This window comes from Streptomyces sp. NPDC022910 (assembly GCF_055561075.1).
The window spans coordinates 67,613-91,679 of the sequence record NZ_JBVHHL010000015.1 but is presented as its reverse complement, the minus strand read 5'-3'; the positions used below and the strand labels follow the sequence as shown (position 1 = coordinate 91,679).

The window sequence follows — 24,067 nt, the reverse complement described above, 5'->3', positions numbered from 1 at the left end:
ATGGGTGCCGTGAAGACCAAGCGGATGCCGCGGGCGGTCCGTGAGCAGCAGATGCTGGACGCCGCCGTGAAGACCTTCGGGCAACGTGGCTACATGGCCGCGTCCATGGACGAGATCGCCGAACTGGCGGGTGTGTCCAAGCCGTTGGTGTATCTGTATCTGAACTCCAAGGAAGACCTCTTCACCGCCTGCATCCGCCGCGAGGCCGCCGCGCTCACCGAGGCGGTGCGCTCCGGCGTCCGGCCCGGTCTCGACGCCGACCGCCAACTATGGGAAGGGCTGCGCGCGTTCTTCACGCACACCGCGCAGAACCCCGACGGCTGGTCGATCCTGCACCTTCAGGCCCGTACGCACGGCGAACCCTTCGCCGCCGAGGTCACCGCGATGCGCGAGGAGATCGTCGCGTTCGTGACGCAGCTCATCGTCGTGGCGGCGCGGGAGGCCCACCGGGACCCCGACCTGCCCGAGCGCGAGGTCGCCGGGCTCGCCGAGGCCCTGGTCGGCGCCGCTGAATCGCTCGCGGCCTGGGCCAACGCGACCCCCGGCGTCTCCGCCCGGCAGGCGGCGGCGACCCTGATGAACTTCGCCTGGGCGGGCCTCGGCAACCTCATGGAGGACCGTCCCTGGTCGTCCCCCGACCACGACTAGGCCCGAGCCGTCACCTCCTCGAGGAACGCCACGGCCCGGTCCGGCGCACCCGGCTCCAGCCACTCCATGACGCCCGCGCACACGGTGATCTCCACGCCCGTCCCGGCGAGCACGAGCGGCAGGGTGTGCAGCACCGTGGACGGCAGGCTCACCAGCGTGGCCGCCACCGGTCCCCGCAGCAGCTCCAGCTCCAGGGGCAGTTCGGGACGTACGATCTCCAGCCCGCTGTGCTCGGCGATCAGCCGCAGCTTGTCCGGGGCCTCGCGGCGGTGCGCGTAGTAGCGCTCCGCGTTCAACCGGTCGGCCAGGCACGTGATCTCGTGCACATAACGGCCGGGGTCGATCAGGCCCGTCTCCGCCAGCGACGTACCGATCAGGTCCGTCCCCGGGTGCACCTGCGGCGGCCCGAAGCGCTGCCGCGCCCACACATAGGTGTTGACGGAGGCGACGGCGCCCGGCGGCAGCCGCAGGCCCCTCGTCAGGCAGGAGAAGACCTCGAGGCGCCGGCCCCGAACGGGAGTGATCCGCCGCGACGCCCACGCCGCGGCGGCCGGCGCCCGGCCCGAGCGGTGCCAGCGGACCAGAGGCCGGCCCGCGAGCAGCTGGCGCGAGAGCTCCAGCGTCGCCGTGCCGTCGTCGACGAGGACCACGTCCCGGGTGCGGGCCAGGGGCAGCAGCCGCTGGATCATCCCGGAGAACGGGTCGCCGATGACGAGCCGGCCGGCCCCGCCCAGCTTCGGCGCGAGAGCCGCAAGCGCGCGGGTGACACCGACCGGGACCCTGCGGATGTCGTACAGGCCGACGTCCAGCCCCTCGGAGCGTGCCACCTCCGCCATCACCCGCAGCTGATGGCGGGTGACTGGGGCGAGCGGCAGCAGGACCGCGACCTCGCAGCGGGCCGGGTCCGGGGCCCCGCCGCGCTCGCCGAGCGCCCACTCCAGCAGGTTGAGCAGCTGCGCGGGCGACTCGACGAGCGCGAGGGTACGGGTCACCGGAGACTCCGTGTCACGCGCCGGTTCATGAGACTTCGGCCAGTTCGCTCGGTTCGCTCTGGACCCGGCGCAGCTTCTTCATCGGGCCCAGCTCGGACTCGTAGACCCGCTTCACACCGTCGCCCAGCGCCTCCTCGATGATCCGGATGTCGCGGACCAGCCGGACGAGCCCCTGCGGTTCCACCGAAGCCGCTTGGTCCGAGCCCTACTTGGCGCGATCGAGGGTGATGTGCCGCTCGACGAAGCAGGCGCCGAGCGCGACCGCGGCGAGAGTGGTCTGCAGCCCGATCTCGTGGCCGGAGTAGCCGATCGGCACGTTCGGGTACTCGCGCGCGAGGGTGTCCAGCATCCGCAGGTTGAGTTCCTGTGCGGGCGCCGGATACGTCGAGGTGGCGTGACAGAGAAGGACGTTGGCGCTGCCCAGCACCTCCACCGCATGCCGGATCTGCTTCGGCGTCGACATGCCGGTGGACAGGATCACCGTCCTGCCGGTGGCCCGCAGCGCGCGCAGGAGTTCGTCGTCGGTCAGCGACGCGGACGCCACCTTGTGCGCCTTGACGCTCTCGAACCGCTCAAGGAACTCCACGCTCGGCACGTCCCACGGCGAGGCGAACCAGTCGACGCCCTTCTTCGCCGCGTAGGCGTCGATGGCCCGGTAGCCGTCCTGGTCGAACTCGACACGGTGCCGGTAGTCGATGTACGTCATCCGGCCCCAGGGCGTGTCGCGCTCGACCTCCCACTGGTCGCGCGGGGTGCAGATCTCGGGGGTGCGCTTCTGGAACTTCACGGCGTCGCAGCCCGCCTCGGCCGCCGCGTCGATCAGCGCGAACGCGTCCTCCAGGGAGCCGTTGTGGTTGATGCCGATCTCACCGACGACGTAGACGGGCTGGCCGGGGCCGACGAGCCGTTCGCCGATCCTGCGGGAGCGCACGCCGGCGATTTCCTTGGACTGCTTCATTTTTCGTAGAGTTCCCTTCCGAGCAGCCTGACGGCTGTCTCATGCGGCCCGTGTCCGCCGCGTCCGGTCGTGGTGGTCCTGGCGGCGGCACGGGCTGTTCGGTGCTGTCCCTCAGCCGAAGAGAGGGGCCAGCGCGCGAGCGCGGGCGAGGTCGCCCGGCTCGTCGATCTCCAGGACCCGGTCCGGGTCGGTCCGCACCAGCGCGGTGCGCCCGAAGAAGCGGTGGTGCGCCCGGCGGAAACCCTCGGCGCGCATCGCGTACGCGGCACCGGTCTCCAGGAAGTCCTCCGGCCGGTCCTGGCGGCGCGGGCGCACGGCGCTGTCGTGGTTCACGCCGAAGGCGCCGTCGAGCGTCTCGCGCCACAGGAACCCGTGGAACGGCGCGACCGTGTGCGCGGTGTCGGCTCCGCCCCCGACGACGGCCGCCGCGACGCGCTCCACGTCCTGCCCGGTCAGGAACGGGCTGGTGCACTGCACGAGCAGCAGCACGTCGACGGGAATGCCGCGCTCCTTCTCGTACGTGTCGAGTGCGTGCCGCAGGGCGTCCTCGCTGGAGGCGGTGTCGCCGGAGATGTCCGAGGGCCGCTCGACGATCCCGGCGCCCGCGGCCAGCGCCACCCGGGCGATGTGCTCGTCGTCGGTGGACACGACGACATCCGTGACGAGCGGGACGGTCCGGCAGGCGCGCACGGCACGGGTGACGAGGGGGACCCCGCCGACCGGAGCGGTGTTCTTGCCGGGGACACCTTTGGACCCGCCGCGGGCCGGGATGACGGCCAGCACGGTGGCCGCGCTCATACGGCACCCCACCGGCGCAGTGTGGGCGCGATCTTCTGGTAGCCCACGCGGTACAGGGACTTGGCGCCCCGGCGCGCGGCCCGGCGTACGGCCGTCTGCATGCGCCCCGATCCGCCGGCGCCCAGCGGCGCGGGCAGCGGGCGGCCCTTCTCGTCGAAGCCGTTGCGTTCCAGGATCCCGCCCAGGTAGGCCCCGGCCCGCTGGGGCGAGTAGTACGGCCGCAGCGTAGGCAGCGGGCCCGCGGCGCGCAGCGCGGCGATGCGGGAGCGGGCGGCGGAGTACGGGTCGGTCTTGCCGATGCCCTGCGCCGCCGCCCAGACGGGATCGGCCTGCGGCAGGGCGCCCGCGTCGATGTCGTCCCAGGAGGCGAGGCAGCCGGAGTGGATGAAGTAGTGGTTGCCGTGGGCCTCTCGGACGCCGAAGTCGGTGAGTATCGCCGTGGGTATCCGCCGGTGCATGGACTCCAGGGCAGCCGTGGAGCTGACCGTCACCAGCAGGTCCGTCCGGTCGAGGACGTCACCCATGTTGCCGTAGACCAGCTGGAGGTTGGCGGGCGCGGGCACGGCCAGCTCCTCGACGAGCAGCTGGTACGGGTCGGCCTCCACATGGGTGGTCTGCTCGCCGGGCAGGCTGCGCAGCTTGATCAGGACGAGCCTTTCGGGATGGCGCCAGGCGTGCGCGGCCGCGTGCTCCAGCAACCTGAGGCGGTCCTCCTTGTCCCTGGGCACGGACGGCTGGACGGCAAAGGTGACGGTGAAGGGCCGTTCGTCGGACGGCTGGTAGGGATCGCCGCCGAGGAAGGGCAGCGCGCACTCGACGACCGACTCCGGGTCGACGCCGACGCTGTGGAACGCGGCGCGGAAACGCCGGGCGTCATAGGCCGAGTTGGCGAGGACCACGTCGGTTCCGCCGCGGGTGAGGAGACCGTCGACCATCTTCTCGTAGACGACCCCGACGTACCCGGTGACGGTCACGGGCCTGTCCTCGCGGGCCGCCCAGGCGATCCCCAGACTGTGGGCGAGCGCGAGGACCGTACCGCCGGCGGTGGCCAGCACCGCCACGTCCGCGGCGGCCAGGTCCTCGTCGTCCACCAGCTCGGACGCGGCGACCTTGCGGGTGGTGTCGGGCTCGATGCCGACCTCGGCGAGCTGACGCTCGGTCGGGGTCGCCCGGGTGCGCAGGAAGTACGCGTCGAGGGCGTGGTCGGGGGCGATCTGCCGGGCGACGGACGCGCCCCACTTCCAGCGGGTGTCCGAGTCTGCGAGTACGGCGATACGTCTGGGGGGCATGCTCAGGAGCCCTTCGGTGACGGGGGCCGGGGGAGTGAGCCGACAGTAAGAAGGGCTCCTGAGCCTGGTATGAGCGTGTCCTTGAAGGAACCTGGGGAGAACTGGGGGTGAACTGTGAGAAGTTCCTCGACGTCCCCTTGTGAACGGCGAGTTGGCCGTGACGCACAGCTCTCTCATGGGCTGTGGTGACGAGAAGTTTGCCCGATCTTTATCCGAGGTGCCTCAAGTGGAGAGCCGACGCGTCTGACCCGTCAGGTGGAGCCTCTCCCCGCCGCGCAGTTCGAAACGCCCGTCGTCGGCCGCGTACGTCACAGTGCCCGGGAGCAGGACCGGTGCCTTGAACTCCGCGCGCACGCGCACCGCGGGGTGGGCCGGCTGCTCGGCCAGGCACCGGGCGACGGTCCACATGCCGTGCGCGATGGCACGCGGAAAGCCGAAGAGCCGGGCGGTGAGGGCGTGCAGATGCATGGGGTTCCGGTCCCCGGACACGGCCGCGTACCGCCGTCCGACGTCTTCGGCGAAGCGCCACTCGGCGTGTGCCGGGAGGGGTCTGCGCTCGGAGGGCGGCGCCCCGCCCGCACGGGAGGTGCGGTGCCGGGCGAGATACGTACTCGTCGACTCCCACACGGGCCGGTCCGCGGTACGGACCTCGGTGACGACGACGGCCTCGGTGCCGCGCCGGTGCGGAACCAGTCCTCTGACCCGTACGGCGACTTCGTACTCGGCGGTGGGACTGAGCGCCTCCCGCTGGGCGATCTCGATGGACGTGTGCACCAGCCCGAGGAGAGGGAGGGGGAACTCCCGGCCGGCCATGATCCGCATGGCGAGCGGGAAGCCGAGGACATGGGGATAGGTGACGGGCAGCGCGTCGACTCCGGTGGGAAACCCGCAGACGCGCTCGTAGGCGGCGAGCCGGCCGAGTTCGATCCGCACACCGGGCAGCACGAGCCGGGTGCGAGGGAAGCCGGCGTCGGGCCTGGGGCGCTTGAAGGGGGAGAGCAGCGCACCCCGGGCGAGGAGCGGAACGAGGGAGGGGGAGCCGGAGAGGGCGACGGAGTCACTGGCGGCGGTCATGGCGTGGGCCGTTCGGCCGACCAGCGGTGCAGCGCCACGGGCTGCGGCAGCCCGAGCCGCCTGGTGAGGAAGCGACCGGGTGCGGTCCCCGTGAAGCGCAGATAGCGGTCGGCCAAGGCCCAGCTCCCAGCTCGCTCGTCAGTGTAACTCTTTACTCTGGAGTAAGGTTACCCGGGGTAAGGGGGAAAGTCGTGGGGAGGAGGTTGCACAGCCCCGGCCCCGGACCATCCCGGAACCCGCACAGACTCCCCACGCGAGCGCCGTACGATCGCGGTTCTAACTCGCGGTAACAGCGAGTCGTGAACCGTCGCGTGAACGTCTCGGTGCGCACAGCGCGTACCTCATGCAGCAGAGCAGTGCACAGCTGCAGGCCCCAGGAGCTGCCCCATGCCCATCTCGTACTCGTCCACGCCCGTTGCCGCCCCCCCGACGGATCTCGACCACGACGGCGGTCCGGTGCTCGTGGAGCCGGTGACACGGCGGCTGAACGGCGAGGTGCGGGAGGCGTACGTACCTCCGCTGGTACCGCCGGTGACCCATGGCTCGCTCGCCGATCTGCCGTTCGAGAACGCCGGCGAGATGCCCGACCACCGGGTCCTCAGCCGCCGTGACGCGGACGGCGGCTGGACGGACGTGACGGCGGCTCAGTTCGCGGACCAGGTGCTGGCTCTCGCGAAGGGGCTGATCGCCGAGGGCCTGATGCCGGGCGACCGGATCGCGGTCATGGCCCGCACGAGGTACGAGTGGACGCTGCTCGACTTCGCGGCCTGGGCGGCGGGCCTGGTGACGGTCCCCGTCTACCCCACCTCCTCGGTCTTCCAGACCCGCTGGATCCTCCAGGACTCCGGCGCGGTGGCCCTGGTGACGGAGACGGTCGGCCAGGCGGCGGCCATGGGGCCGGAGCGCAGCCTCCTGCCCGACCTGCAGCACGTGTGGGTGATGGAGAAGGGGCATGTCGAACGCCTCGCGGAATTCGGCCAGGCGGTGCCGGACCAGGAGGTGACCGTACGCCGGGGCGTCCTCGGTCCGGACACACTGGCCACGCTCATCTACACCTCGGGCACCACGGGCCGCCCGAAGGGCTGTGCGGTGACGCACGGCAACTTCCTGGCGGAGGTCGACAACGCGATCGAGCTCCTCTACCCGGTGTTCAGGGCGCAGATGAGCGAGGAGCCGTCCACGCTGCTGTTCCTGCCCCTGTCGCACGTCTTCGGCCGCATGGTGGCGGTCGCCTGCATCCGCGCGCGGGTGCGCCTCGGTCACGCGCCCAGTCTGAAGGCGGAGGATCTGCTGGCCGACCTGGCGAGCTTCCGGCCGACCTTCCTGCTGGCCATCCCGTACATGCTGGAGAAGGTCTACAACAACGCGCGGGCGACGGCCGAGCGCGCCGGCCGGGGCGCGTTGTTCGACCGCGCGGCAGGGGTGGCCCGCCGCTACGGGGAGGCGCAGGAGGCCCGTCAGCACGGCACGGGCCCGGGTCCCAGCCGTGCCCTGAAGACGGCCCGCGCCTTCTACGACCCGCTTCTGTTCCGCCGTATCCGCCGCGCCCTGGGCGGCCACGTCCGCCATGTCATCTGCGGCGGCTCCCCGCTGGGCCGCGGGCTCGCGGCCTTCTATGCGGGCACAGGCATAGAGGTCTTCGAAGGCTACGGCCTGACGGAGACGACCGGCGCTGCGACGGTGACGCCCCCGCTCAAACCCCGCCTGGGAACGGTGGGCTGGCCGCTGCCCGGCACGAGGGTCCGCATCGCGGCGGACGGTGAGGTGCTGCTTTCCGGCGGCCAGGTGTTCCGCGGCTACTGGGACCCTCATGCGGGCGGGGTGGTCCCGGCCACCCCCGACGGCTGGTTCCCGACGGGTGACATCGGCCGTCTGGACGACCAGGGCTATCTGACGATCACGGGCCGGAAGAAGGAGATCCTGATCACGGCAGGGGGCAAGAACGTGGCCCCCGCCCCGCTGGAGAACTGGCTGCGTTCCCACCCCCTGATCTCCCAGTGCATCGTCCTCGGCGACCGACGCCCGTACGTGAGTGCCCTGATCACCCTGGATGCGGAGGGCATCGTCCACTGGCGTCAGATGAACGGCAAGCACCCGGTGCCGCCGGAACTCCTCGTGGACGACGAGGAGTTGAACGAGGTCCTGCAGCGTGCGGTGGACGAGGCCAACAAGCTGGTCTCCCGCCCCGAGTCGATCCGCCGCTTCGCCGTCCTCCCCGTGGACTTCACGGAGGCGGCAGGCCATCTGACCCCCTCGATGAAGCTGCGCCGAGGGGCGGTCATGCGGGACTTCGCGGCCCAGGTGGAGCAGCTCTACGCGCGGTAGGTCCCCAGAGCGCATCTCCACGGCACCCTCGACTTGGGCGGTTTCACCCGATCGCCGACGACTGGTTAGCCCACCTGGCCGCAGCCGTGGCGGTGATGGCGGGTGTCCGTCAGCCTTCGTGCTTCCATCCCGTCAGGAGGCTCACATGATGGCTGAGGACCGACAGCAGGACACCCACCCGTCGCGGCGGCGCATGCTGGCCGCGGCCGCCCTCGCGCCCATGCTGGGCGGGGCGACGCCCGCGTGCGCCCTGTCCACGGGAGCGACACGGGGGAGACACAGTGAGCCGGTCGCGCCGGTGCGCACCGCCCTGTCGGACTGGACGGGAGTGGCCGACGCGCTGGGCCGGACGGGCGACATGAAGCGGAACGTGATGTACCACACGGGCCTCCCGCGCCGGGACCTCGCGGTGGTCTCCCACGGAGTCGTCGTCAAACCGGCGCTCGCCCTGGGTTCGCACGTGGCCTTCGTCCGTTACGCCGACGGGGGCACGCTGCTCATGGGCGATGTGGTGGTCACCGAGAACGAGATGCAGCCGTTCAGCGATGCCCTGTACGCCCACGGGATCGAGCAGACCGCGATCCACAAGCACCTGCTCTCCCAGTCACCCGACATCTGGTGGATCCACGTCCACGCGCACGGCCACGACCCCGTGCGCATCGCCCGGGGCCTGCGCGCCGCGTTCGACCGCACCGGCACCCCACCCCCTGCCCGGCCGCCGCTCATCCCACCGCCGCCCGTCGACCTGGACACCGCGGGCATCGATGCCGCGCTGGGTGTCAAGGGTGCCCCCGACGACGGGATCTACAAGAGCACGTTCATCCGCCGTGAGACCGTCACCGACGGCCAGATGGTGCTGCCGCCGGGCCTCGGATCGACCACCGCGATCAACTTCCAGCCGCTGGGCGGCGGCCGGGCCGCGATCAGCGGCGACTGCGCCATGATCGCCGGAGAGGTCCAGGTCGTCCTCATGGCCCTGAGGCGTGCCGGAGTGCAGCTCGTCGAGCTGCACAACCACGGCCTGAGGGACGAGCCCCGGCTGTTCTTCGTCCACTTCTGGGCCGTCGGCGACGCGGTCCGGCTCGCCCGGGGGCTTCGCGCCGCGGTCGACGCCACCAACGTCGCGCCGATGCCGATCCCGCTCGGCTGACCGCCGGGCCGCATAGCGCATGTGGCGGTATCCCGACGGCGCTACAAGGCGGAAAGGGCATATGCATGGAATAGCGGCGAAGGCGGCTGGAAACGGAGAACTGCGCGATGACCTCAAGCGGCGAAGCAATCCCCTGTCCGTTCGACTTCAGCGACGCCCTGGAGTTCGATCCCACGCTCGCGGCGCTCATGGCCCGCGATTCCATCACCCGCATCCGGCTTCCGTACGGCGACGCCGACGCCTGGCTGGTCACCGGATTCGAGGGCGTGCGGCAGGTGACCACCGACCAGCGGTTCAGCCGGGCGGGGATCATGGGGTCCGACTATCCGCGGCTGACACCGGAGCCCATCGTCTCCCCGGAGTCGATCAATGTGATCGATCCGCCGCACAGCACCCGCCTGCGCCACCTGGCGTCGCAGGCCTTCACCAAGCGGCACGTGGAGCGGATGCGGCAGCGGATCACGCGGCTCGCGGACACCCTGCTCGACGAGATGGCCGAGCAGGGGCCGCCGGCGGATCTGGTCCACCATCTGTCGAACCAGTTGCCGCAGCAGACCATCTACGACGTCCTCGGGATCGCCCGGGAGGACTGGCCCCGGATGCAGCAGTACGCGCATCAACTGCTCGCCACGGGTCCGGACGGCCGTGAGACCGCCGCGCGGGCCAAGGCCGAGCTGCGGGAGTACTTCGGCGGACTGGTCGAACAGCGGCGGCGCTCCCCGGGAAACGATCTGATCAGCGCGTTGGCCGCCGCCAAGGACGGCGAGGACGCGCTCGACGACCAGGAGTTGGCGGTCATGGCGCTGACGCTGGTGCTCAGCGGGCAGGACACGGCCACCTGCCAGATCAGCGACATCTCCTATCTCCTGCTGACCCACCCCGAGCTGGTGAACCACCTCAGGAACCGGCCGGAGACCCTGACGGACGTCCTGAACGAGCTGCTCCGCGTCATCCCCTTCCGCAAGGGGGTCGGCATTCCCCGGGTGGCGCTGGAGGACGTGGAGATCGACGGCGTACGGATCCGGGCGGGTGAGTTCGTCCATGTGTCGTACCTGACGGCGAACCGTGACCCCAAGCGCTACCCGGACCCGGACGTCATCGACCCGGACCGGCCCCCCGCGCCGCACATGACCTTCGGGTGGGGCGGGCACCGGTGCATCGCCGTCCCGATGGCCATGGCGGAGCTGGAAGTGGCCATCGGGCGGCTGCTGGAGCGGTTCCCGGGGCTGCGGCTCGCGGTACCGCCGGAGGACGTGCGCTGGGACACGGAGACGATCCGCCGCTTCCCGCTCGAGCTGCCCGTGGCCTGGTAGGGCCGCGCGGCGACCGTGCGCACATCCAGGCAAAAAAGCAGGAGCCCCCTGCGCCGGACGGCGCGCGGGGCTCCTTGGGTACTGCTGTCCGTTCCGGATCAAAGCAATCGGGCTCAGTGAGCCGAAGGCCTGGAACCGAAGACCGAAACTCCGAGACCGGTGACTCAGATGGCGGTGACGTTCTCCGCCTGCGGGCCCTTCGGACCCTGCGTCACGTCGAAGCTCACCTGCTGGTTCTCCTCGAGCGAACGGAAGCCGTTCGCATTGATCGCGGAGTAGTGGACGAAGACGTCGGGACCGCCGCCTTCCTGGGCGATGAAGCCAAAGCCCTTTTCGGCGTTGAACCACTTCACGGTTCCGGTAGCCATAAGCCCTCCTTGGGCCCAAAGGGTTGCCCTGCTCCAGAACCTGCAAGTGTGAAAACTGAAGCGCCGCACAACTGCACGTCTCTGAAAACGACGAGAGCCCGCGGTCACATGCTCCGCAGGCTCTGTACTGCAAGGAAACCAAACTGCAACTTGCGGCGAGCCTAGCACGCGGGCAGCCGAAAGCAATAGAGGTCAAGATCACTTCACCCGAATGTTTCAACGGGTGGTGAACTGGGTTGACGTCGCCGTGTCACATCGTAGTCGCAGAGGTTGACATCAGGCGTCCGGGGCGTTCGCGAGGCCGCTCGCGCACCCTGGGGCGAGCGCCGTACCGCACGGGGTCTAGTCTCGCGATGTGGACAATTCTCGCACCCGGCCGCGCGTCGGCCACATCCAGTTCCTCAACTGCCTGCCCTTGTACTGGGGGCTCGCGAGAACCGGCACGCTCCTGGACTTCGAGCTGACCAAGGACACCCCCGAGAAGCTCAGCGAGAAGCTGGTGCAGGGCGACCTCGACATCGGGCCCATCACCCTCGTCGAGTTCCTCAAGCACGCCGACGAGCTGGTCGCCTTCCCCGACATCGCGGTCGGCTGTGACGGCCCGGTGATGTCCTGCGTGATCGTCTCCCAGGTTCCGCTGGACCAGCTGGACGGCGCCCGGGTCGCCCTCGGCTCCACCTCGCGTACTTCCGTGCGCCTCGCCCAGCTGCTGCTCGCCGAGCGCTACGGGGTGACACCCGACTACTACGCGTGTCCGCCCGACCTCAGCCTGATGATGCAGGAGGCCGAGGCGGCGGTGCTGATCGGCGACGCCGCCCTGCGCGCCAACCTCCTCGACGGGCCGCGCTACGGCCTCGCGGTGCATGATCTCGGCTCGCTGTGGAAGGAGTGGACGGGCCTGCCGTTCGTCTTCGCGGTGTGGGCGGCGCGGCGCGAGTACCTGGACCGCGAGCCGGCCATCACCCGCAAGGTGCACGAGGCCTTCCTGGCCTCCCGCAACCTGTCCCTGGAGGAGGTCGGCAAGGTCGCGGAGCAGGCGGCCCGCTGGGAGGCCTTCGACGAGCAGGTCCTGGAGCGCTACTTCACGACGCTCGACTTCCGCTTCGGCAGTCACCAGTTGGCGGCGGTCGCCGAGTTCGCCCGGCGGGTCGGACCGACGACCGGTTTCCCGGCGGACGTGAAGGTGAAGCTCCTGGAGCAGTAGGGGAGTTGCCCGGGGGGCCGCGGCAGAGGGGCACCGTAGCGCGCACCGCCGGCACTACCCTGCTGGGAGTCATACGGGGGAGGGGTGGACGCCATGCAGCCGCTGGAGGCCGGCGAACCCACGGTCGTGGGGCCCTACCGGCTGCTCGGCAGGCTCGGCTCCGGCGGGATGGGCCGCGTCTATCTGGGACGCAGCGCGGGCGGGCGCACGGTCGCGGTCAAGGTCGTGCATCCGCACTTCGCGCTGGACGAGGAGTTCCGCGCCCGCTTCCGCCGTGAGGTGGACGCCGCGCGGCGGGTCGGCGGCGCCTGGACCGCGCCGGTCCTCGACGCGGACCCGGAGGCGTCGGTGCCGTGGGTCGCGACCGGATACGCGGCGGGCCCGTCCCTGAGCGCGGCGGTGACCGACGACGGCCCGCTTCCGCTCCATTCGGTACGGGTCCTGGGCGCGGGACTCGCGGAAGCCCTGACTGCGGTGCACGGCCTCGGACTGGTCCACCGGGACGTGAAGCCGTCGAACGTCCTGCTGACCCTCGACGGCCCGCTCCTCATCGACTTCGGCATCGCGCGCGCCACGGACGGCACGGCGTCGCTGACCTCCACCGGAGTCTCCGTCGGCTCGCCCGGTTACATGTCGCCCGAGCAGATCCTCGGCAAGGGCGTCACGGGCGCGGCGGACGTCTTCTCACTGGGCGCGGTGCTGGTGTACGCGGCGACCGGGCAGTCCCCCTTCCCGGGCGACTCCTCCGCGGCGCTGCTGTACAAGGTCGTCCACGAGGAGCCGGAACTCGGCGCGCTCGAGGGTGCCTTGCGCGAGCTGGTGTCCGCGTGCCTCGCCAAGGACCCGGCCGCGCGCCCCGCACCGGCACAGGTGGCAGGGCGGCTCGCCCCCCAGGGCGCGGCCCCCCTGGTCACCGCGGGCTGGCTGCCCGGCCCGCTGGTGGAACAGGTCAGTCGCAAGGCCGTACAACTGCTGAATCTGGAGGCGGGGGAGGCGGAGCCGTCCGGGCCGGTGGGGTTCAGCAGGGCCGCGGTGGGCGGGTCCTCGGCGGTCGGGTCGGAGGCGGACCACGCTTCAGCCGGCTCCGAAGTGCCGTTGCCCGGCGGGAGCTTCGGGCCACAGCCCGCGGGGGTCTTCGGCCCACCGCCCGACATGACCGCTCCTGCGGACCCTCCCGCCCACGTGGTGCGGCCACAGCCGCGGGACGCCGTGCCCTCCGCTGACGGCGGGCCCGGGAAGGTATCGGTGAGTGTCGCCGCGACCTCCGTGCCCGGAACCGGCGGTCGTGGCCGGCGCGTCAGCTGCACGGTCGCGCTCGCGGTCGCGGGAGCGCTGGCCGCGGTGACGGTCGGGTCGACGTTCCTGTTCGGGCTGCTGGACAAGGGCGGCTCGCAGAAGGACGGATCAGCCGGGGGCGGGGCACCCACGCACAGTTCGGCCGTCCCGGGCACAGGGCGGACGGAGGTGCCCGCCGCCTATCTCGGCACCTGGCAGGGCGATGCCCTGGCGCTCGGCGGCACGCTTCCCGCGGGCACCTTCCGCGTCACCATCCGGCAGGCGGGTGCCGGCGAGGAGATCGGCACCTTCCGGTCCATCGACCAGCTCGGCGGCATCTGTGACGACGTACTGCTGCTGAAGCGGGCCTCGGCCCGGCAGCTCGTCGCCACGAGCGTGGCCAGGAAATCGAACCCGTCGACGTGCACGACCGGACGCCACGAGGTGCGTCTGACACCGGTCGGCGCCGACCTCAAGTACGAGACGGACAACCCGGACGCCGGCAACCCGACGTCGCGGATGGCGAAGGTCGAGTAGCCCAAGGATCCGCGGGGTCGGGCCCGTGCACCGGCGCTTACCCTGGCGGCGTGGATCTGGATCTCTGGCTGACCGCCGGTGCAGCGCTGTGGGGTGCGGTAGCCGGTGTGCTGGTGCCCCGGGCCGCCTACCGGCTCTCCGTCGACCCCGAGCAGCCGTGGCGGGACCGGTGCCCGCACGGGCATCCGATCGGCGGGTGGGTCGGCCGGGCGCGGTGTGACGACGGGCGGCCGTACGGCCCCGGGACCGTGCTCGTGGGCACGGTCACCGCGCTGGTCTGCGCGGGGCTCGCGCTTGCCACGGGCACCCGCCCCGAACTGCTCGTCTGGCTGCTGCTCGCCCCCGTCGGCGTCCTGTTGACGATCGTGGACTTCCGGGTGCAGCGGCTGCCGGACGTACTCACCCTGCCGCTCGCCGCCCTCGCCCTCGTTCTGCTGGCCGCCGCCGCGGCCCTGCCCGAGCACGCGGGGAAGTGGCTCACGGCGCTGCTCGGCGCGCTCGTGCTCGGCGGCGGATACTTCCTGCTCTTCCTCGTCAACCCGAACGGCATGGGCTTCGGCGACGTCAAACTCGCCCTCGGGCTCGGGGCGGTGCTGGGCTGGTACGGCTGGTCCACCGTGGTGCTCGGGACCTTCGCCGGGTTCCTCTTCGGAGGGCTGTACGGGTTCGGGCTTGTCGCCCTGCGGCGCGCCGGGCGGCGGACGGCCATCCCGTTCGGGCCGTTCCTCATCACTGGCGCCTTCGTCGGGCTGCTGATCGGCGCGTATGCCGCCTGACGTCGGCCCGGCAAAGCCGCTGGCGTAGGCTGGTTCGGGTCCTCCACGACCCTTACGTCCGCCCGCCCGTCTCCCACCACCACCCTTGTATCGAATGCGCTTCGCGCCTGTTTTCTCCAACCCTTACGAAAGGGACGCCCGGTGACCGAGAAGGCCGACCTCCAGTCCGTCCTCGACCGCGCCGCCGCCGGTGGGCGGATCACCCCGGAAGAAGCGCTCGCCCTCTACCGCGACGCCCCGCTGCACGCGCTGGGCGCCGCCGCCGACGCCGTACGCCGCCGGAAGTACGCCGGTGTCGCGCACATCGCGACGTACATCATCGAGCGCAACATCAACTACACGAACGTGTGCGTGACGGCGTGCAAGTTCTGCGCCTTCTACGCGGCCCCGAAGGACACCGCCAAGGGCTGGACGCGCGACCTCGACGACATCCTGCGCCGGTGCGCGGAGACCGTCGAGCTGGGCGGTACGCAGATCATGTTCCAGGGCGGTCACCACCCGGACTACGGCGTGGAGTACTACGAGAAGCACTTCCGCGCCATCAAGGAGGCCTTCCCCCGGCTGGTCATCCACAGCCTGGGCGCGTCGGAGGTCGAGCACATGGCGCGGATCTCCGGCGTGACGGTGGAAGAGGCCATCACGCGCATCCACGCCGCGGGACTCGACTCCTTCGCCGGTGCCGGTGCCGAACTCCTTCCTGAGCGGCCGCGCAAGGCCATCGCCCCGTTGAAGGAGAGCGGCGAGCGGTGGCTGGAGATCATGGAGACGGCGCACAACCTCGGCGTCGAGTCGACGTCCACCATGCTCATGGGCACCGGCGAGACCAACGCCGAGCGCATCGAGCACCTGAGGATGATCCGTGACGTACAGGACCGCACGGGCGGTTTCCGGGCCTTCATCCCGTACACCTACCAGCCCGAGAACAACCACCTGAAGGGCCGCACCCAGGCGACCGTCTTCGAGTACCTGCGGATGATCGCGATCGCCCGCATCTTCCTCGACAACGTCCGGCACATCCAGGGCTCGTGGCTGACCACCGGCAAGGAGGCCGGCCAGCTGTCACTGCACTACGGCGCGGACGACCTCGGCTCGATCATGCTCGAGGAGAACGTGGTCTCCTCCGCCGGCGCGAAGCACCGCTCCAACCGGATGGAGATCATCGACCTGATCCGCAAGGCAGGCCGTGTCCCGGCCCAGCGCGCCACGACGTACGAGCACCTCGTCGTCCACGACGACCCGGCGAACGACCCGGTCGACGAGCGGGTCATGTCCCACATCTCGTCGACGGCGATCGAGGGCGGCACGGCGCATCCGGAGCTGAAGCTGCTCGCGTCCAACTAGGGCCGGGATGCCGACGCTTCATGTGGCCGACCTCCTGGTGCCGGGGGATCGGCGGTGGCCGTGCGTGCCGGGTGGCGCGGTGCTCGTGGACGGCCGGGAGATCGAGGCCGTGGGGCCGTACGAGGAGCTGGCGGCCGCGCATCCGGCCGCCCGGGTCCGGCGCTGGCCGGGGCTGCTCACACCGGGACTGCTGAACCCGTACGGGCCCGAACTCCTTGAGCAGGCCTACCATCCCGACCCGCGCGAGGCCGACGAACTCGGCACCGAGCCGCTCACGGGCGCGGCGCTCGCCGCGCTGCCCATGACAGACGCCCGCTGGGGCGCGAGCGCGCGGCGCGGGGTGCAGCGGATGCTGGCGCACGGGACCGTCGCGGTGGCGGGTGACCTGTGGCGGCCCGCGGTTTCGGACGCCGTGCACCGCGCGGGGCTGACGGTCGAGCAGCGGTTCGAGGATCCTGCCGGTCCGCCGACCCTCGATCCGCTGGCCGGGCGGAGCCTGACGAAGGCGATCCTCATGCCTCTGCTGCCGTACGCCGGCATGCACGCGACCTTCGCGGTCTTCGACGTGCCGGACGAGAACGCCCTCGCCGAGCGCGGGGGCCGGAGTTGTGTGGCGACGGTTGTCGAGGGGCGGCTTTTGTACCGCCGCCGGTAGAGCTCACCCGGAGAACGTCCTCCCGAACGCCCCCGAACTCTGCTTCACCCCACTGCAGTCGGTCGCCGCGTCGTCCGATGCCGCGTCTCCCTCCTCGCACCGCCGGTCGCGGAACGTCGACCACATCGACACCCACGCCACCCCCTTCTCCTCCGCGAACGCGCGTACCCGGGCGGCGTCGGAGAGCGTGAACGTCTCGCCCGCCACGTCGTTCACGCCGATCATCGAGGTCAGCGCGAGGCCCTGCCACGCGGCCTTCGGCGACAGGCCGAAGATGTCGGCCAGCTGGTCGTGGGCCGCCTCCGCCGACGTGATCGCGTAGTCGCCCATGTCGCCGGCGTACGACTCGCCGTAGTTCATCGTCATGATGTCGACGGTGGAGACCTGCACGCCGTGGTCGTTGGCCGACTCCAGCAGCGCCTTGCCGCCGGCGTCCAGGCCCGACGGCATCACGGGCAGGGTGAAGGACACCGTCAGGTCGCCGCGTTCCTTCTGCAGCAGTGCGATCGCCTTCGAGCGCAGCTCGACCGACGTCGAGTCCGTCAGCTGGGCGCCCTCGATGTCGAAGTCCGCCCGTGTCGCCCCGGCGGCGTCCAGCGCCTTCGCGTACGCCGCCGCCAGCGCGCTCGCGCTGCCGCAGACGGATGCCAGTTCCTTCCCGGACGCACCGCCGAAGGAGACGCGTACCTCGGCTCCGTGCCGTTTCAGCGCGGCGATCCGGGCCTTCACCGCCGAGGAGCCGACGGCCTCGGTCCCGTTCCACTTCGGCGTACAGCTGCTGCCGTCGGAGATCACGAAGGCGAGGTTGTACGTCGACGGGGACCCGGCCGCGTCCAGTTCGGAGGCTTCCGTGGCGCTGACGTACGGCTCGAACGCGGTCGACGACGCCGCCTGTTCCTCGGCCGCCGACGCGGACGCACCGGCCCGCGGGGTCTCGCCGGTCGCGGCGTCGGAGGAGCCGCCGGAGCCGGAGGAGCACCCCGTGACGGCCAGAGCGAACAGGCAGGTGAGCCCGGTCGCCGGCTTCAGGAAACTCCTCATTGCGCATGCACCCGCTCTCGTGATTTCTGTCTCAGGACGGAAACAAAGTGCGTTTCCAAAACGGAAATGAATCACATCCGTCTGTGATTCATTTGGACAACGAACGCACAGGTAATTTCCTGGAGAGTGCTTCGCGAACCGGACGGATCGGGGCGAAACTCGAGGCATTCGCCTCGTTGTGCCCGGCTCTGGGTTGTGCAGCCATTCTGGGGAACTCTCAGGAAGGAGACAGCTTCGACAATTTCTCATGGGTCGCTCACAAGATGGCCAGAGATTAGGCCACATAAAGCGGGCCTAATCTCCGGAGAATGCAATCCGAGTCCGCCATCGAAAAACGTGCCTCCACGGCCCCCGCTCGCGGTCGCCGCCGCAAGAGCGGCAGCGGGTCCGCGGAGGGACCCGTGTTCGTTGACAACTCCGGGCGCAGGGCGAAGCTCCTGCGCCGGTTCGGCCTCCTCGTCGGCGCCGTCTGCCTCGGGTACGCGGTCGTACTCGGCATGGCCTTCATGGGCTGGGGCACCTCGCTGGCCCCGTCCTCACTGCTGCCCTTCGGCGGAGGCCAGGCCGCACCCGGCGGCATCCGCCCGCAGGGCGGCCTGGGCGGTGTCGCGCCGACCGGAACGCCCACCGGCGCCCCGCCCTCGGGCGTGTCGACCGACCCGGCCGCGCCCGCCTCGTCCGCCTCCACCGGCACCAACTGAGGGGAACGCGGTCACCCCCATGACGACGTCCTCACGCGGCCGCCGACGCGCCCCTTCGAAGATCGAGCGGGCCGCCGGAAAGGCCGCCGCACTCCAGAGACCGCGCATCATCCTCGCCGGACTGCTTCTGCTCGCCCTCACCAGCGTGATGCTGCTCGACGGCTATCTGCGCGCCGAGGTGGGCGGCGACCAGCGCGTACGCACCGGGGCCGGCGCCGGCGACGTTCCCGACAAGGTCCTCGACGGCGGCCCGATCCTCACCTTCCGGGGCGGGCAGGCAGTGACCGAGTCCGTGCCGGACAAGACGATCGCGCTCACCTTCGACGACGGCCCGAACCCGACCTGGACGCCCCGGGTCCTGAAGATCCTTCAGGAGAACGACGTGCCGGCCACGTTCTTCCTGGTCGGCTCGATGGTCTCGCGCTACCCGGACATCGTGAAGACGATGGTTCAGCAGGGCAACGAGGTGGGCATCCACACGTTCACGCACGTCGACCTGTCGTACCAGAGCGACGCCCGCGTCAACCGCGAGATGGACCAGACGCAGCTCGCCCTCGCGGGCGCGGCCGGCATCACCACGACGCTCTTCCGCGCGCCCTACTCCTCGGAGACGGACGCCATCGACGACTACAGCTGGCCCGTCTACAAGAAGCTCGGCGAACAGGGCTACACCAGCGTCTTCGTCGACACGGACAGCGACGACTGGAAGAAGCCCGGCGTCTCGAACATCATCAAGTGGGCCACGCCGAAGAAGAACAAGGGCGCCTCGGTCCTCTTCCACGACGCGGGCGGGGAGCGCTCACAGACCATCAAGGCGCTGCCGCGGTACATCAAGAAGATGAAGGCGAAGGGCTACACCTTCACCACGATCAGCGGGGTCGTCGCGAAGGACAACGCGAGCAGGCGGGCGACCGCGGGCACCGGGGCCCTCTCGGGAACCGGCTCGGGCACCGTGACGGCGGGCACGAACCAGCCGGCGGGTGCCGCCACCGGTGCCCCCGCCGCGAGCGGCGGTCAAACCGGCACCCCGCCGAACGGGCAGCGCACCGGCGGCACCGGGCAGACCGGCTCCGCGGTCTCGCGACTCCAGGCCGCACACCGCACCGCTACCGGCGCGACCCTCTATGAAGGCAAGGCCCTCATCTGGACGGTCGCCATCGCCGAGTGGACCGTGCCGGTGCTCGCGAGCGGGCTGGCCGTCGTCGGCTTCGCCGTCATGGGCCGGTTCGGGATGATGCTGGTCCTGGCCCGCCGTCACGACCGGCAGCGCAACAAACGCAGGTTCAACTGGGGGCCGCCGGTCACACGGCCGGTGAGCGTGATCGTGCCCGCGTACAACGAGAAGGAGTGCATCGCCAACACGCTCAACTCGCTCGCCCTGAGCACCCATCCGATCGAGATCATCGTGGTCGACGACGGTTCGACGGACGGCACCGCGGACATCGCCGAGGGCCTCGGCCTGCCGAACGTGCGGGTCATCCGCCAGGACAACGCGGGCAAGCCGGCCGCCCTCAACAACGGTGTCCGCAGCGCGCGGTACGACATCGTCGTGATGATGGACGGCGACACGGTCTTCGAGCCGGATACCGTACGGCAGCTGGTGCAGCCGTTCGCCGACCCAGAGGTCGGCGCGGTCGCGGGCAACGCGAAGGTCGGCAACCGCAGGACCGTCATCGGCGCCTGGCAGCACATCGAGTACGTGATGGGCTTCAACCTGGACCGGCGCATGTACGACCTGCTGCGCTGCATGCCCACCATCCCGGGCGCGATCGGGGCGTTCCGCCGTGACGCGGTGCTCGACGTGGGCGGCATGAGCGAGGACACGCTCGCCGAGGACACCGACGTCACCATCGCGCTGCACCGCGCCGGCTGGCGGGTCGTCTACCAGGAGCACGCCAGGGCCTGGACGGAGGCACCGGGTTCGCTGAAGCAGCTGTGGTCGCAGCGGTACCGGTGGTCCTACGGGACCATGCAGGCGCTGTGGAAGCACCGCAAGTCGCTGACGGACAAGGGGCCCTCGGGCCGCTTCGGCAGGGTGGGCATGCCGCTGGTGGTGATCTTCCAGATCGTCACGCCGGTCTTCGCGCCTCTGATCGACGTCTTCACGATCTACTCGATGATCTTCGTGGACTTCCAGGCGGCGCTGCTGGCGTGGCTGACGGTCCTGGCCATCCAACTCCTGTGCGCGGCTTACGCGTTCCGCCTGGACGGCGAGCAGTACCGCTATCTGCTGATGATGCCGCTGCAGCAGCTGGCCTACCGCCAGATGATGTACCTGGTCCTGATCCACTCCTGCATCACCGCCCTCACCGGCGGCCGCCTGCGTTGGCAGAAACTCAAGCGCACGGGCGAAGTGGGGACACCGGCGGGGGCGAGCTCGTGAGCTGGGGGCAGGAGCAGGGATACGGCCAGGGCTACGGATACGGTCAGGCTTCTGGCTACGGCCACGGCTACGGGCCGCAGCCGCAGGCCCAGCCGCAGTCGTACGGGTACGGGCAGCAGCAGTACGTGGACCACGGTCAGGCGTACGCCACCGACACCGCACCACTGCCCGTGGTGGAACCGGAGCCCGTACCCGAGCCGGAACCGGAACCTGTCGTCGCCGAGGCCGAGGAGCCACCGTCGGACCGGCCCGGGCCGAAGGCGACCGGACGCGACCGCTACTTCGACGTCCTCAGAGCCATCGCGCTCGTGCGCGTGGTCACGTACCACACCTTCGGGTGGCCCTGGGCGGGCCTGGTGTTCCCCTCCATGGGCGTCATGTTCGCGCTGGCCGGCACCCTCATGGCCAAGTCCCTGGAGCGCCCGGCCCTGACGGTGGGCAGGAGCCGCCTGCGCCGGCTCCTGCCCCCGTTCTGGTTCTGGGGCTTCTTCGTCGTGCTCGCCATGCTGGTCCACGACTGGATGCCCGGCTGGCAGATCGTCTACTGGATCGTGCCGATCGGCGACCCGCCGGGCAACGCCTGGGGCGAGCAGGCCTGGGAGATCCTCTGGTACCTGAGGACCTATCTGTGGTTCGTCCTCCTCTCGCCGTTCCTGCTGAAGGTCTTCCGGCCGGCCCCCGTCCGCGTACTGCTCGCCTCGCTCGCCCCGATCGTGGTGTTCCAGTACGTGTGGTCGCCCCCGGAAAACCGCTTCGGCAGCGGTCTGTACGACTTCGCCACCTTCCTCTTCTGCTGGCTGCTCGGCTTCGCGCACCGCGAGGGCGTCCTGCGGCGGCTGAGGCCCGCTCCCGTCGTCGTGCTCTCCCTCGCGGCGATCGCGTACGGCGGCTGGTACGCCCTCAGTCACCAGGCCGATACCAGCAGTTACGACCTGGACGACATCCCGCTCGCCCAGACGTTCTGGTCGGCCGGCTATGTGACGCTGCTGATGTTCGCCAAGGCGTACTTCCGCATCGACTTCGCCCGGCTGGCCCGCTTCAAGCGGCTCGACCGGATCGTGACGATCTTCAACGCGCGCGCGGTGACGATCTACCTCTGGCACGAGATCGCTCTCGTCCTGGCCGTGCCGCTGATCGACCGCTTCTGGGACGTGCCCGCGTTCGAGAAGTGGCTGCCGCTGGACAGCCAGTGGTTCATGTACGGCATCGGCTGGGTGCTGATCTGGATCGCGATCGCGCTCGTGGGGTGGGTCGAGGACGTGGCCGCGAAGAAGAAGCCGAAGCTGCTCCCGTAGGTCTCCCGGGGATCGCGATGACCGGCGTACGGGCCGGGCGCCTGAGCCGCGCCCGGCTCGTACTGCCACAATGGGCACCGTGACCCGCGCATCCCTGGACAAGCAGCCGCACGAAGTCGCCTCGATGTTCGACGACGTGGCGGAACGGTACGACCTGACGAACGACCTGCTGTCGCTCGGCCAGGACCGGGTGTGGCGCAAGGAGGTCGCGAAGGCGGTCGACGCGCGCCCCGCGCAGAAGGTCCTCGACCTCGCGGCCGGTACGGCGACCTCGTCGCTCCCCGTCACGCGCACGGGAGCCTACGTCGTCCCCTGCGACTTCTCGCTCGGGATGCTCCAGGTCGGAAAGAAGCGGCACCCCTGGCTGCCGTTCACCGCGGGCGACGCGACACGGCTGCCGTTCAAGGACGACGTCTTCGACGCGGTGACGATCTCCTTCGGGCTGCGGAACGTGCAGGACACGGACGGGGCGCTGCGCGAGCTGTACCGGGTGACCAAGCCCGGCGGCCGCGTCGTCATCTGCGAGTTCTCGCACCCGACCTGGGCGCCGTTCCGTACGGTCTACACCGAGTACCTGATGCGGGCGCTGCCGCCGGTGGCCCGTGCGGTGTCGTCCAACCCCGACGCGTACGTCTACCTCGCCGAATCCATCCGCGCCTGGCCCGACCAGCCTGCCCTCGCCGAGCGGCTGCGCAAGGCGGGCTGGTCGAAGGTGGCGTGGCGGAACCTCACCGGCGGGATCGTGGCGCTGCACCGCGGCTTCAAGACGGCCTGACGGCCCCCCTCAAGACGGTCTGACGGCCCGGCCCTCATGACGGTCTGACGGCCCTCATGACGGTCTGACGGCCCTCATGACGGTCTGACGGCCCTCAAGACGGCCTGGCCGTGCGGGTCACCTGAGCACCTCGAACGCATCGCCCGGTTCGTCGAGCTCCCGGCGCAGCCCGCCCGGTGGCGGGATGGGCAGCCGTGGCTCGCGCACCCCGGCGCCGCCGCCGCCCTCGCCCTCACTGAGGTCGAACCACACGGTGACCACGGCACCGCGCGGCACCTCGGCGCCGGGCAGGGGATATTGACGTACGACGTAGTCGACGACGGTGCGGTGGAAGTCCGGCCGGTCGGGCGCGGCCAGGAGTACGCCCTGCTTCGCGGCGGCCTCCCGTGCGTCCATTGCCATCAGGCCGACCAGCCGTGGCACGCGCACTTCGGGTGTTTTGGGTGTTATAGGCACAGAATGTCACCCCCAGCGGTACTGGAAGGGTAACCGGCCGAGGGTGCCACCCGGAAGCGTCATGTGTCTTTCTGTAGCAGTCGGTTACCCGGTGTCACAGATCGAGCCGGTAGCAGTGCGCGGGCTCCGTCAGCGTGGGGTGCGGGAAGACCTCGGCCAGTTCCATGCCGAGGCGCCGGGTCACCGCGATCGACCGCTCGTTGGCGGCCATGACCATCGCCACGACCCGGGGCACGTCCGCACCTCGCAACCGCTCCAGCGTGGCGAGGGCGGCCGCGGTGGCGTACCCCTTGCCCCAGTGCGCCCGCCCGAGCCGCCAGCCGATCTCGATCTCGCCCTTCGGGCCCCACTCGCCGGGCCACGGCTGCGCGCCCGTAAAGCCGATGACCTCGCCCGACTCGTCGAGCATGGTCCACAGGCAGAAGCCGTGCTCGGCGTCGTGTCTGCGCTGGCGGGCGGTGAGCTCCTCGTACACGGACAGCTCGGCGGCCCGGCCTCCGTGGAACTCCATGACCTCGGGGTCGTCGAAGACCCGGTGCCACGCGAAGGCGTCCTCGTCGCTGGGAACGCGCAGCCGTACGTCGGGGAGAGCTCGGTTCACGGGGGCAGCCCTTCAGCCGGGGGATCAGTACCGCTGAATAGACTGCCCATGTCCAGTGCCCGTCAGCACGCCGTTTTCGCCGATGATTTCGGCGCTGTCGCCGCTGCCGGTG

20 protein-coding genes and 2 pseudogenes are annotated in these 24,067 nt (G+C 70.6%); 13 read left to right on the top strand and 9 right to left on the bottom strand.

The genetic code is table 11. From position 1 onward, the window contains the following. Positions 1-648 carry a TetR/AcrR family transcriptional regulator gene (locus ACZ3TS_RS17060; RefSeq protein ID WP_467618498.1) on the top strand — a complete coding sequence of 216 codons (648 nt, stop codon included), beginning with the start codon at positions 1-3 and terminating at the stop codon, positions 646-648. Here ACZ3TS_RS17060 and ACZ3TS_RS17055 read toward each other — a convergent pair. The 5 genes and pseudogenes from ACZ3TS_RS17055 to ACZ3TS_RS17035 form a co-directional block, all read right to left on the bottom strand. Further along, on the bottom strand, positions 645-1,640 hold the full coding sequence (locus ACZ3TS_RS17055; protein WP_467618496.1) for a hypothetical protein: 996 nt from the start codon (positions 1,638-1,640) through the stop codon (positions 645-647). The two genes, ACZ3TS_RS17060 and ACZ3TS_RS17055, sit on opposite strands and share 4 nt — an antisense overlap. Positions 1,641-1,665: 25 nt before the next feature. Next, positions 1,666-2,598, bottom strand: a pseudogene (locus tag ACZ3TS_RS17050) (N-acetylneuraminate synthase family protein). Positions 2,599-2,715: 117 nt separating this feature from the next. Continuing rightward, positions 2,716-3,396 (bottom strand): annotated as a pseudogene (locus ACZ3TS_RS17045) (acylneuraminate cytidylyltransferase family protein); the annotation flags it as partial. Then, positions 3,393-4,685 carry a DUF6716 putative glycosyltransferase gene (locus ACZ3TS_RS17040; protein WP_467618494.1) on the bottom strand — a complete coding sequence of 431 codons (1,293 nt, stop codon included), beginning with the start codon at positions 4,683-4,685 and terminating at the stop codon, positions 3,393-3,395. The pseudogene ACZ3TS_RS17045 and the gene ACZ3TS_RS17040, both read right to left, overlap by 4 nt. Positions 4,686-4,907: 222 nt before the next feature. Next, on the bottom strand, positions 4,908-5,759 hold the full coding sequence (locus ACZ3TS_RS17035; protein WP_467618492.1) for a MaoC family dehydratase: 852 nt from the start codon (positions 5,757-5,759) through the stop codon (positions 4,908-4,910). A 387-nt stretch (positions 5,760-6,146) separates the two neighbouring features. On the opposite strand from ACZ3TS_RS17035, the gene ACZ3TS_RS17030 reads away from it, so the two are divergent. From ACZ3TS_RS17030 to ACZ3TS_RS17020, 3 genes are all read left to right on the top strand, one after another. Next, the gene (locus tag ACZ3TS_RS17030; protein ID WP_467618490.1) at positions 6,147-8,084 is read left to right on the top strand and encodes an AMP-dependent synthetase/ligase; all 1,938 of its coding nucleotides are present in this window, start codon (positions 6,147-6,149) and stop codon (positions 8,082-8,084) included. 145 nt (positions 8,085-8,229) lie between these two features. After that, positions 8,230-9,234 (top strand): DUF1259 domain-containing protein, encoded by a 1,005-nt coding sequence (locus tag ACZ3TS_RS17025; RefSeq protein ID WP_467618488.1) that lies wholly within the window; start codon positions 8,230-8,232, stop codon positions 9,232-9,234. Positions 9,235-9,341: 107 nt separating this feature from the next. Beyond that, on the top strand, positions 9,342-10,547 hold the full coding sequence (locus ACZ3TS_RS17020; protein ID WP_467618486.1) for a cytochrome P450: 1,206 nt from the start codon (positions 9,342-9,344) through the stop codon (positions 10,545-10,547). A 164-nt stretch (positions 10,548-10,711) separates the two neighbouring features. Here ACZ3TS_RS17020 and ACZ3TS_RS17015 read toward each other — a convergent pair whose 3' ends face one another. Beyond that, positions 10,712-10,915 (bottom strand): cold-shock protein, encoded by a 204-nt coding sequence (locus ACZ3TS_RS17015; protein ID WP_043442843.1) that lies wholly within the window; start codon positions 10,913-10,915, stop codon positions 10,712-10,714. A gap of 355 nt (positions 10,916-11,270) precedes the next feature. On the opposite strand from ACZ3TS_RS17015, the gene ACZ3TS_RS17010 reads away from it, so the two are divergent. The 5 genes from ACZ3TS_RS17010 (at position 11,271) to ACZ3TS_RS16990 (ending at position 16,703) form a co-directional block, all read left to right on the top strand. Then, a complete protein-coding gene (locus ACZ3TS_RS17010) occupies positions 11,271-12,119 on the top strand; it encodes a menaquinone biosynthetic enzyme MqnA/MqnD family protein (protein ID WP_467618483.1) in 849 nt (282 codons plus the stop codon). A 93-nt stretch (positions 12,120-12,212) separates the two neighbouring features. Beyond that, a complete protein-coding gene (locus ACZ3TS_RS17005; RefSeq protein ID WP_467618641.1) occupies positions 12,213-13,931 on the top strand; it encodes a serine/threonine-protein kinase in 1,719 nt (572 codons plus the stop codon). 50 nt (positions 13,932-13,981) lie between these two features. After that, a complete protein-coding gene (locus ACZ3TS_RS17000) occupies positions 13,982-14,707 on the top strand; it encodes a prepilin peptidase (RefSeq protein WP_467618481.1) in 726 nt (241 codons plus the stop codon). Positions 14,708-14,848: 141 nt separating this feature from the next. Further along, entirely contained in the window at positions 14,849-16,048 is a 1,200-nt protein-coding gene (gene mqnC / locus ACZ3TS_RS16995) for a cyclic dehypoxanthinyl futalosine synthase (RefSeq protein ID WP_467618478.1), read from the top strand. 7 nt (positions 16,049-16,055) lie between these two features. After that, positions 16,056-16,703, top strand: a complete 648-nt coding sequence (locus tag ACZ3TS_RS16990) for an imidazolonepropionase-like domain-containing protein (RefSeq protein WP_467618475.1) — start codon at positions 16,056-16,058, stop codon at positions 16,701-16,703. A 3-nt stretch (positions 16,704-16,706) separates the two neighbouring features. Here the strand turns inward: ACZ3TS_RS16990 and ACZ3TS_RS16985 are convergent, their stop codons facing one another. Beyond that, positions 16,707-17,744: a chitinase gene (locus tag ACZ3TS_RS16985; protein WP_467618473.1), complete on the bottom strand. Its 1,038-nt coding sequence runs from the start codon at positions 17,742-17,744 to the stop codon at positions 16,707-16,709. Between the two features lie 401 nt (positions 17,745-18,145). On the opposite strand from ACZ3TS_RS16985, the gene ACZ3TS_RS16980 reads away from it, so the two are divergent. The 4 genes from ACZ3TS_RS16980 (at position 18,146) to ACZ3TS_RS16965 (ending at position 22,898) form a co-directional block, all read left to right on the top strand. Continuing rightward, positions 18,146-18,445 (top strand): hypothetical protein, encoded by a 300-nt coding sequence (locus ACZ3TS_RS16980; protein WP_467618470.1) that lies wholly within the window; start codon positions 18,146-18,148, stop codon positions 18,443-18,445. A 19-nt stretch (positions 18,446-18,464) separates the two neighbouring features. Beyond that, a complete protein-coding gene (locus tag ACZ3TS_RS16975; protein ID WP_467618468.1) occupies positions 18,465-20,828 on the top strand; it encodes a bifunctional polysaccharide deacetylase/glycosyltransferase family 2 protein in 2,364 nt (787 codons plus the stop codon). Next, positions 20,825-22,123 carry an acyltransferase family protein gene (locus ACZ3TS_RS16970; RefSeq protein WP_467618466.1) on the top strand — a complete coding sequence of 433 codons (1,299 nt, stop codon included), beginning with the start codon at positions 20,825-20,827 and terminating at the stop codon, positions 22,121-22,123. The genes ACZ3TS_RS16975 and ACZ3TS_RS16970 overlap by 4 nt, the downstream gene beginning before the upstream one ends. Before the next feature lie 79 nt (positions 22,124-22,202). Then, the gene (locus ACZ3TS_RS16965; RefSeq protein WP_467618464.1) at positions 22,203-22,898 is read left to right on the top strand and encodes a demethylmenaquinone methyltransferase; all 696 of its coding nucleotides are present in this window, start codon (positions 22,203-22,205) and stop codon (positions 22,896-22,898) included. 117 nt (positions 22,899-23,015) lie between these two features. On the opposite strand, the gene ACZ3TS_RS16960 is transcribed toward ACZ3TS_RS16965, so the two are convergent. Then, on the bottom strand, positions 23,016-23,300 hold the full coding sequence (locus tag ACZ3TS_RS16960) for a PASTA domain-containing protein (protein ID WP_467618639.1): 285 nt from the start codon (positions 23,298-23,300) through the stop codon (positions 23,016-23,018). Positions 23,301-23,448: 148 nt separating this feature from the next. Continuing rightward, entirely contained in the window at positions 23,449-23,955 is a 507-nt protein-coding gene (locus tag ACZ3TS_RS16955; protein WP_467618462.1) for a GNAT family N-acetyltransferase, read from the bottom strand. Positions 23,956-24,067 lie beyond the last annotated feature (112 nt).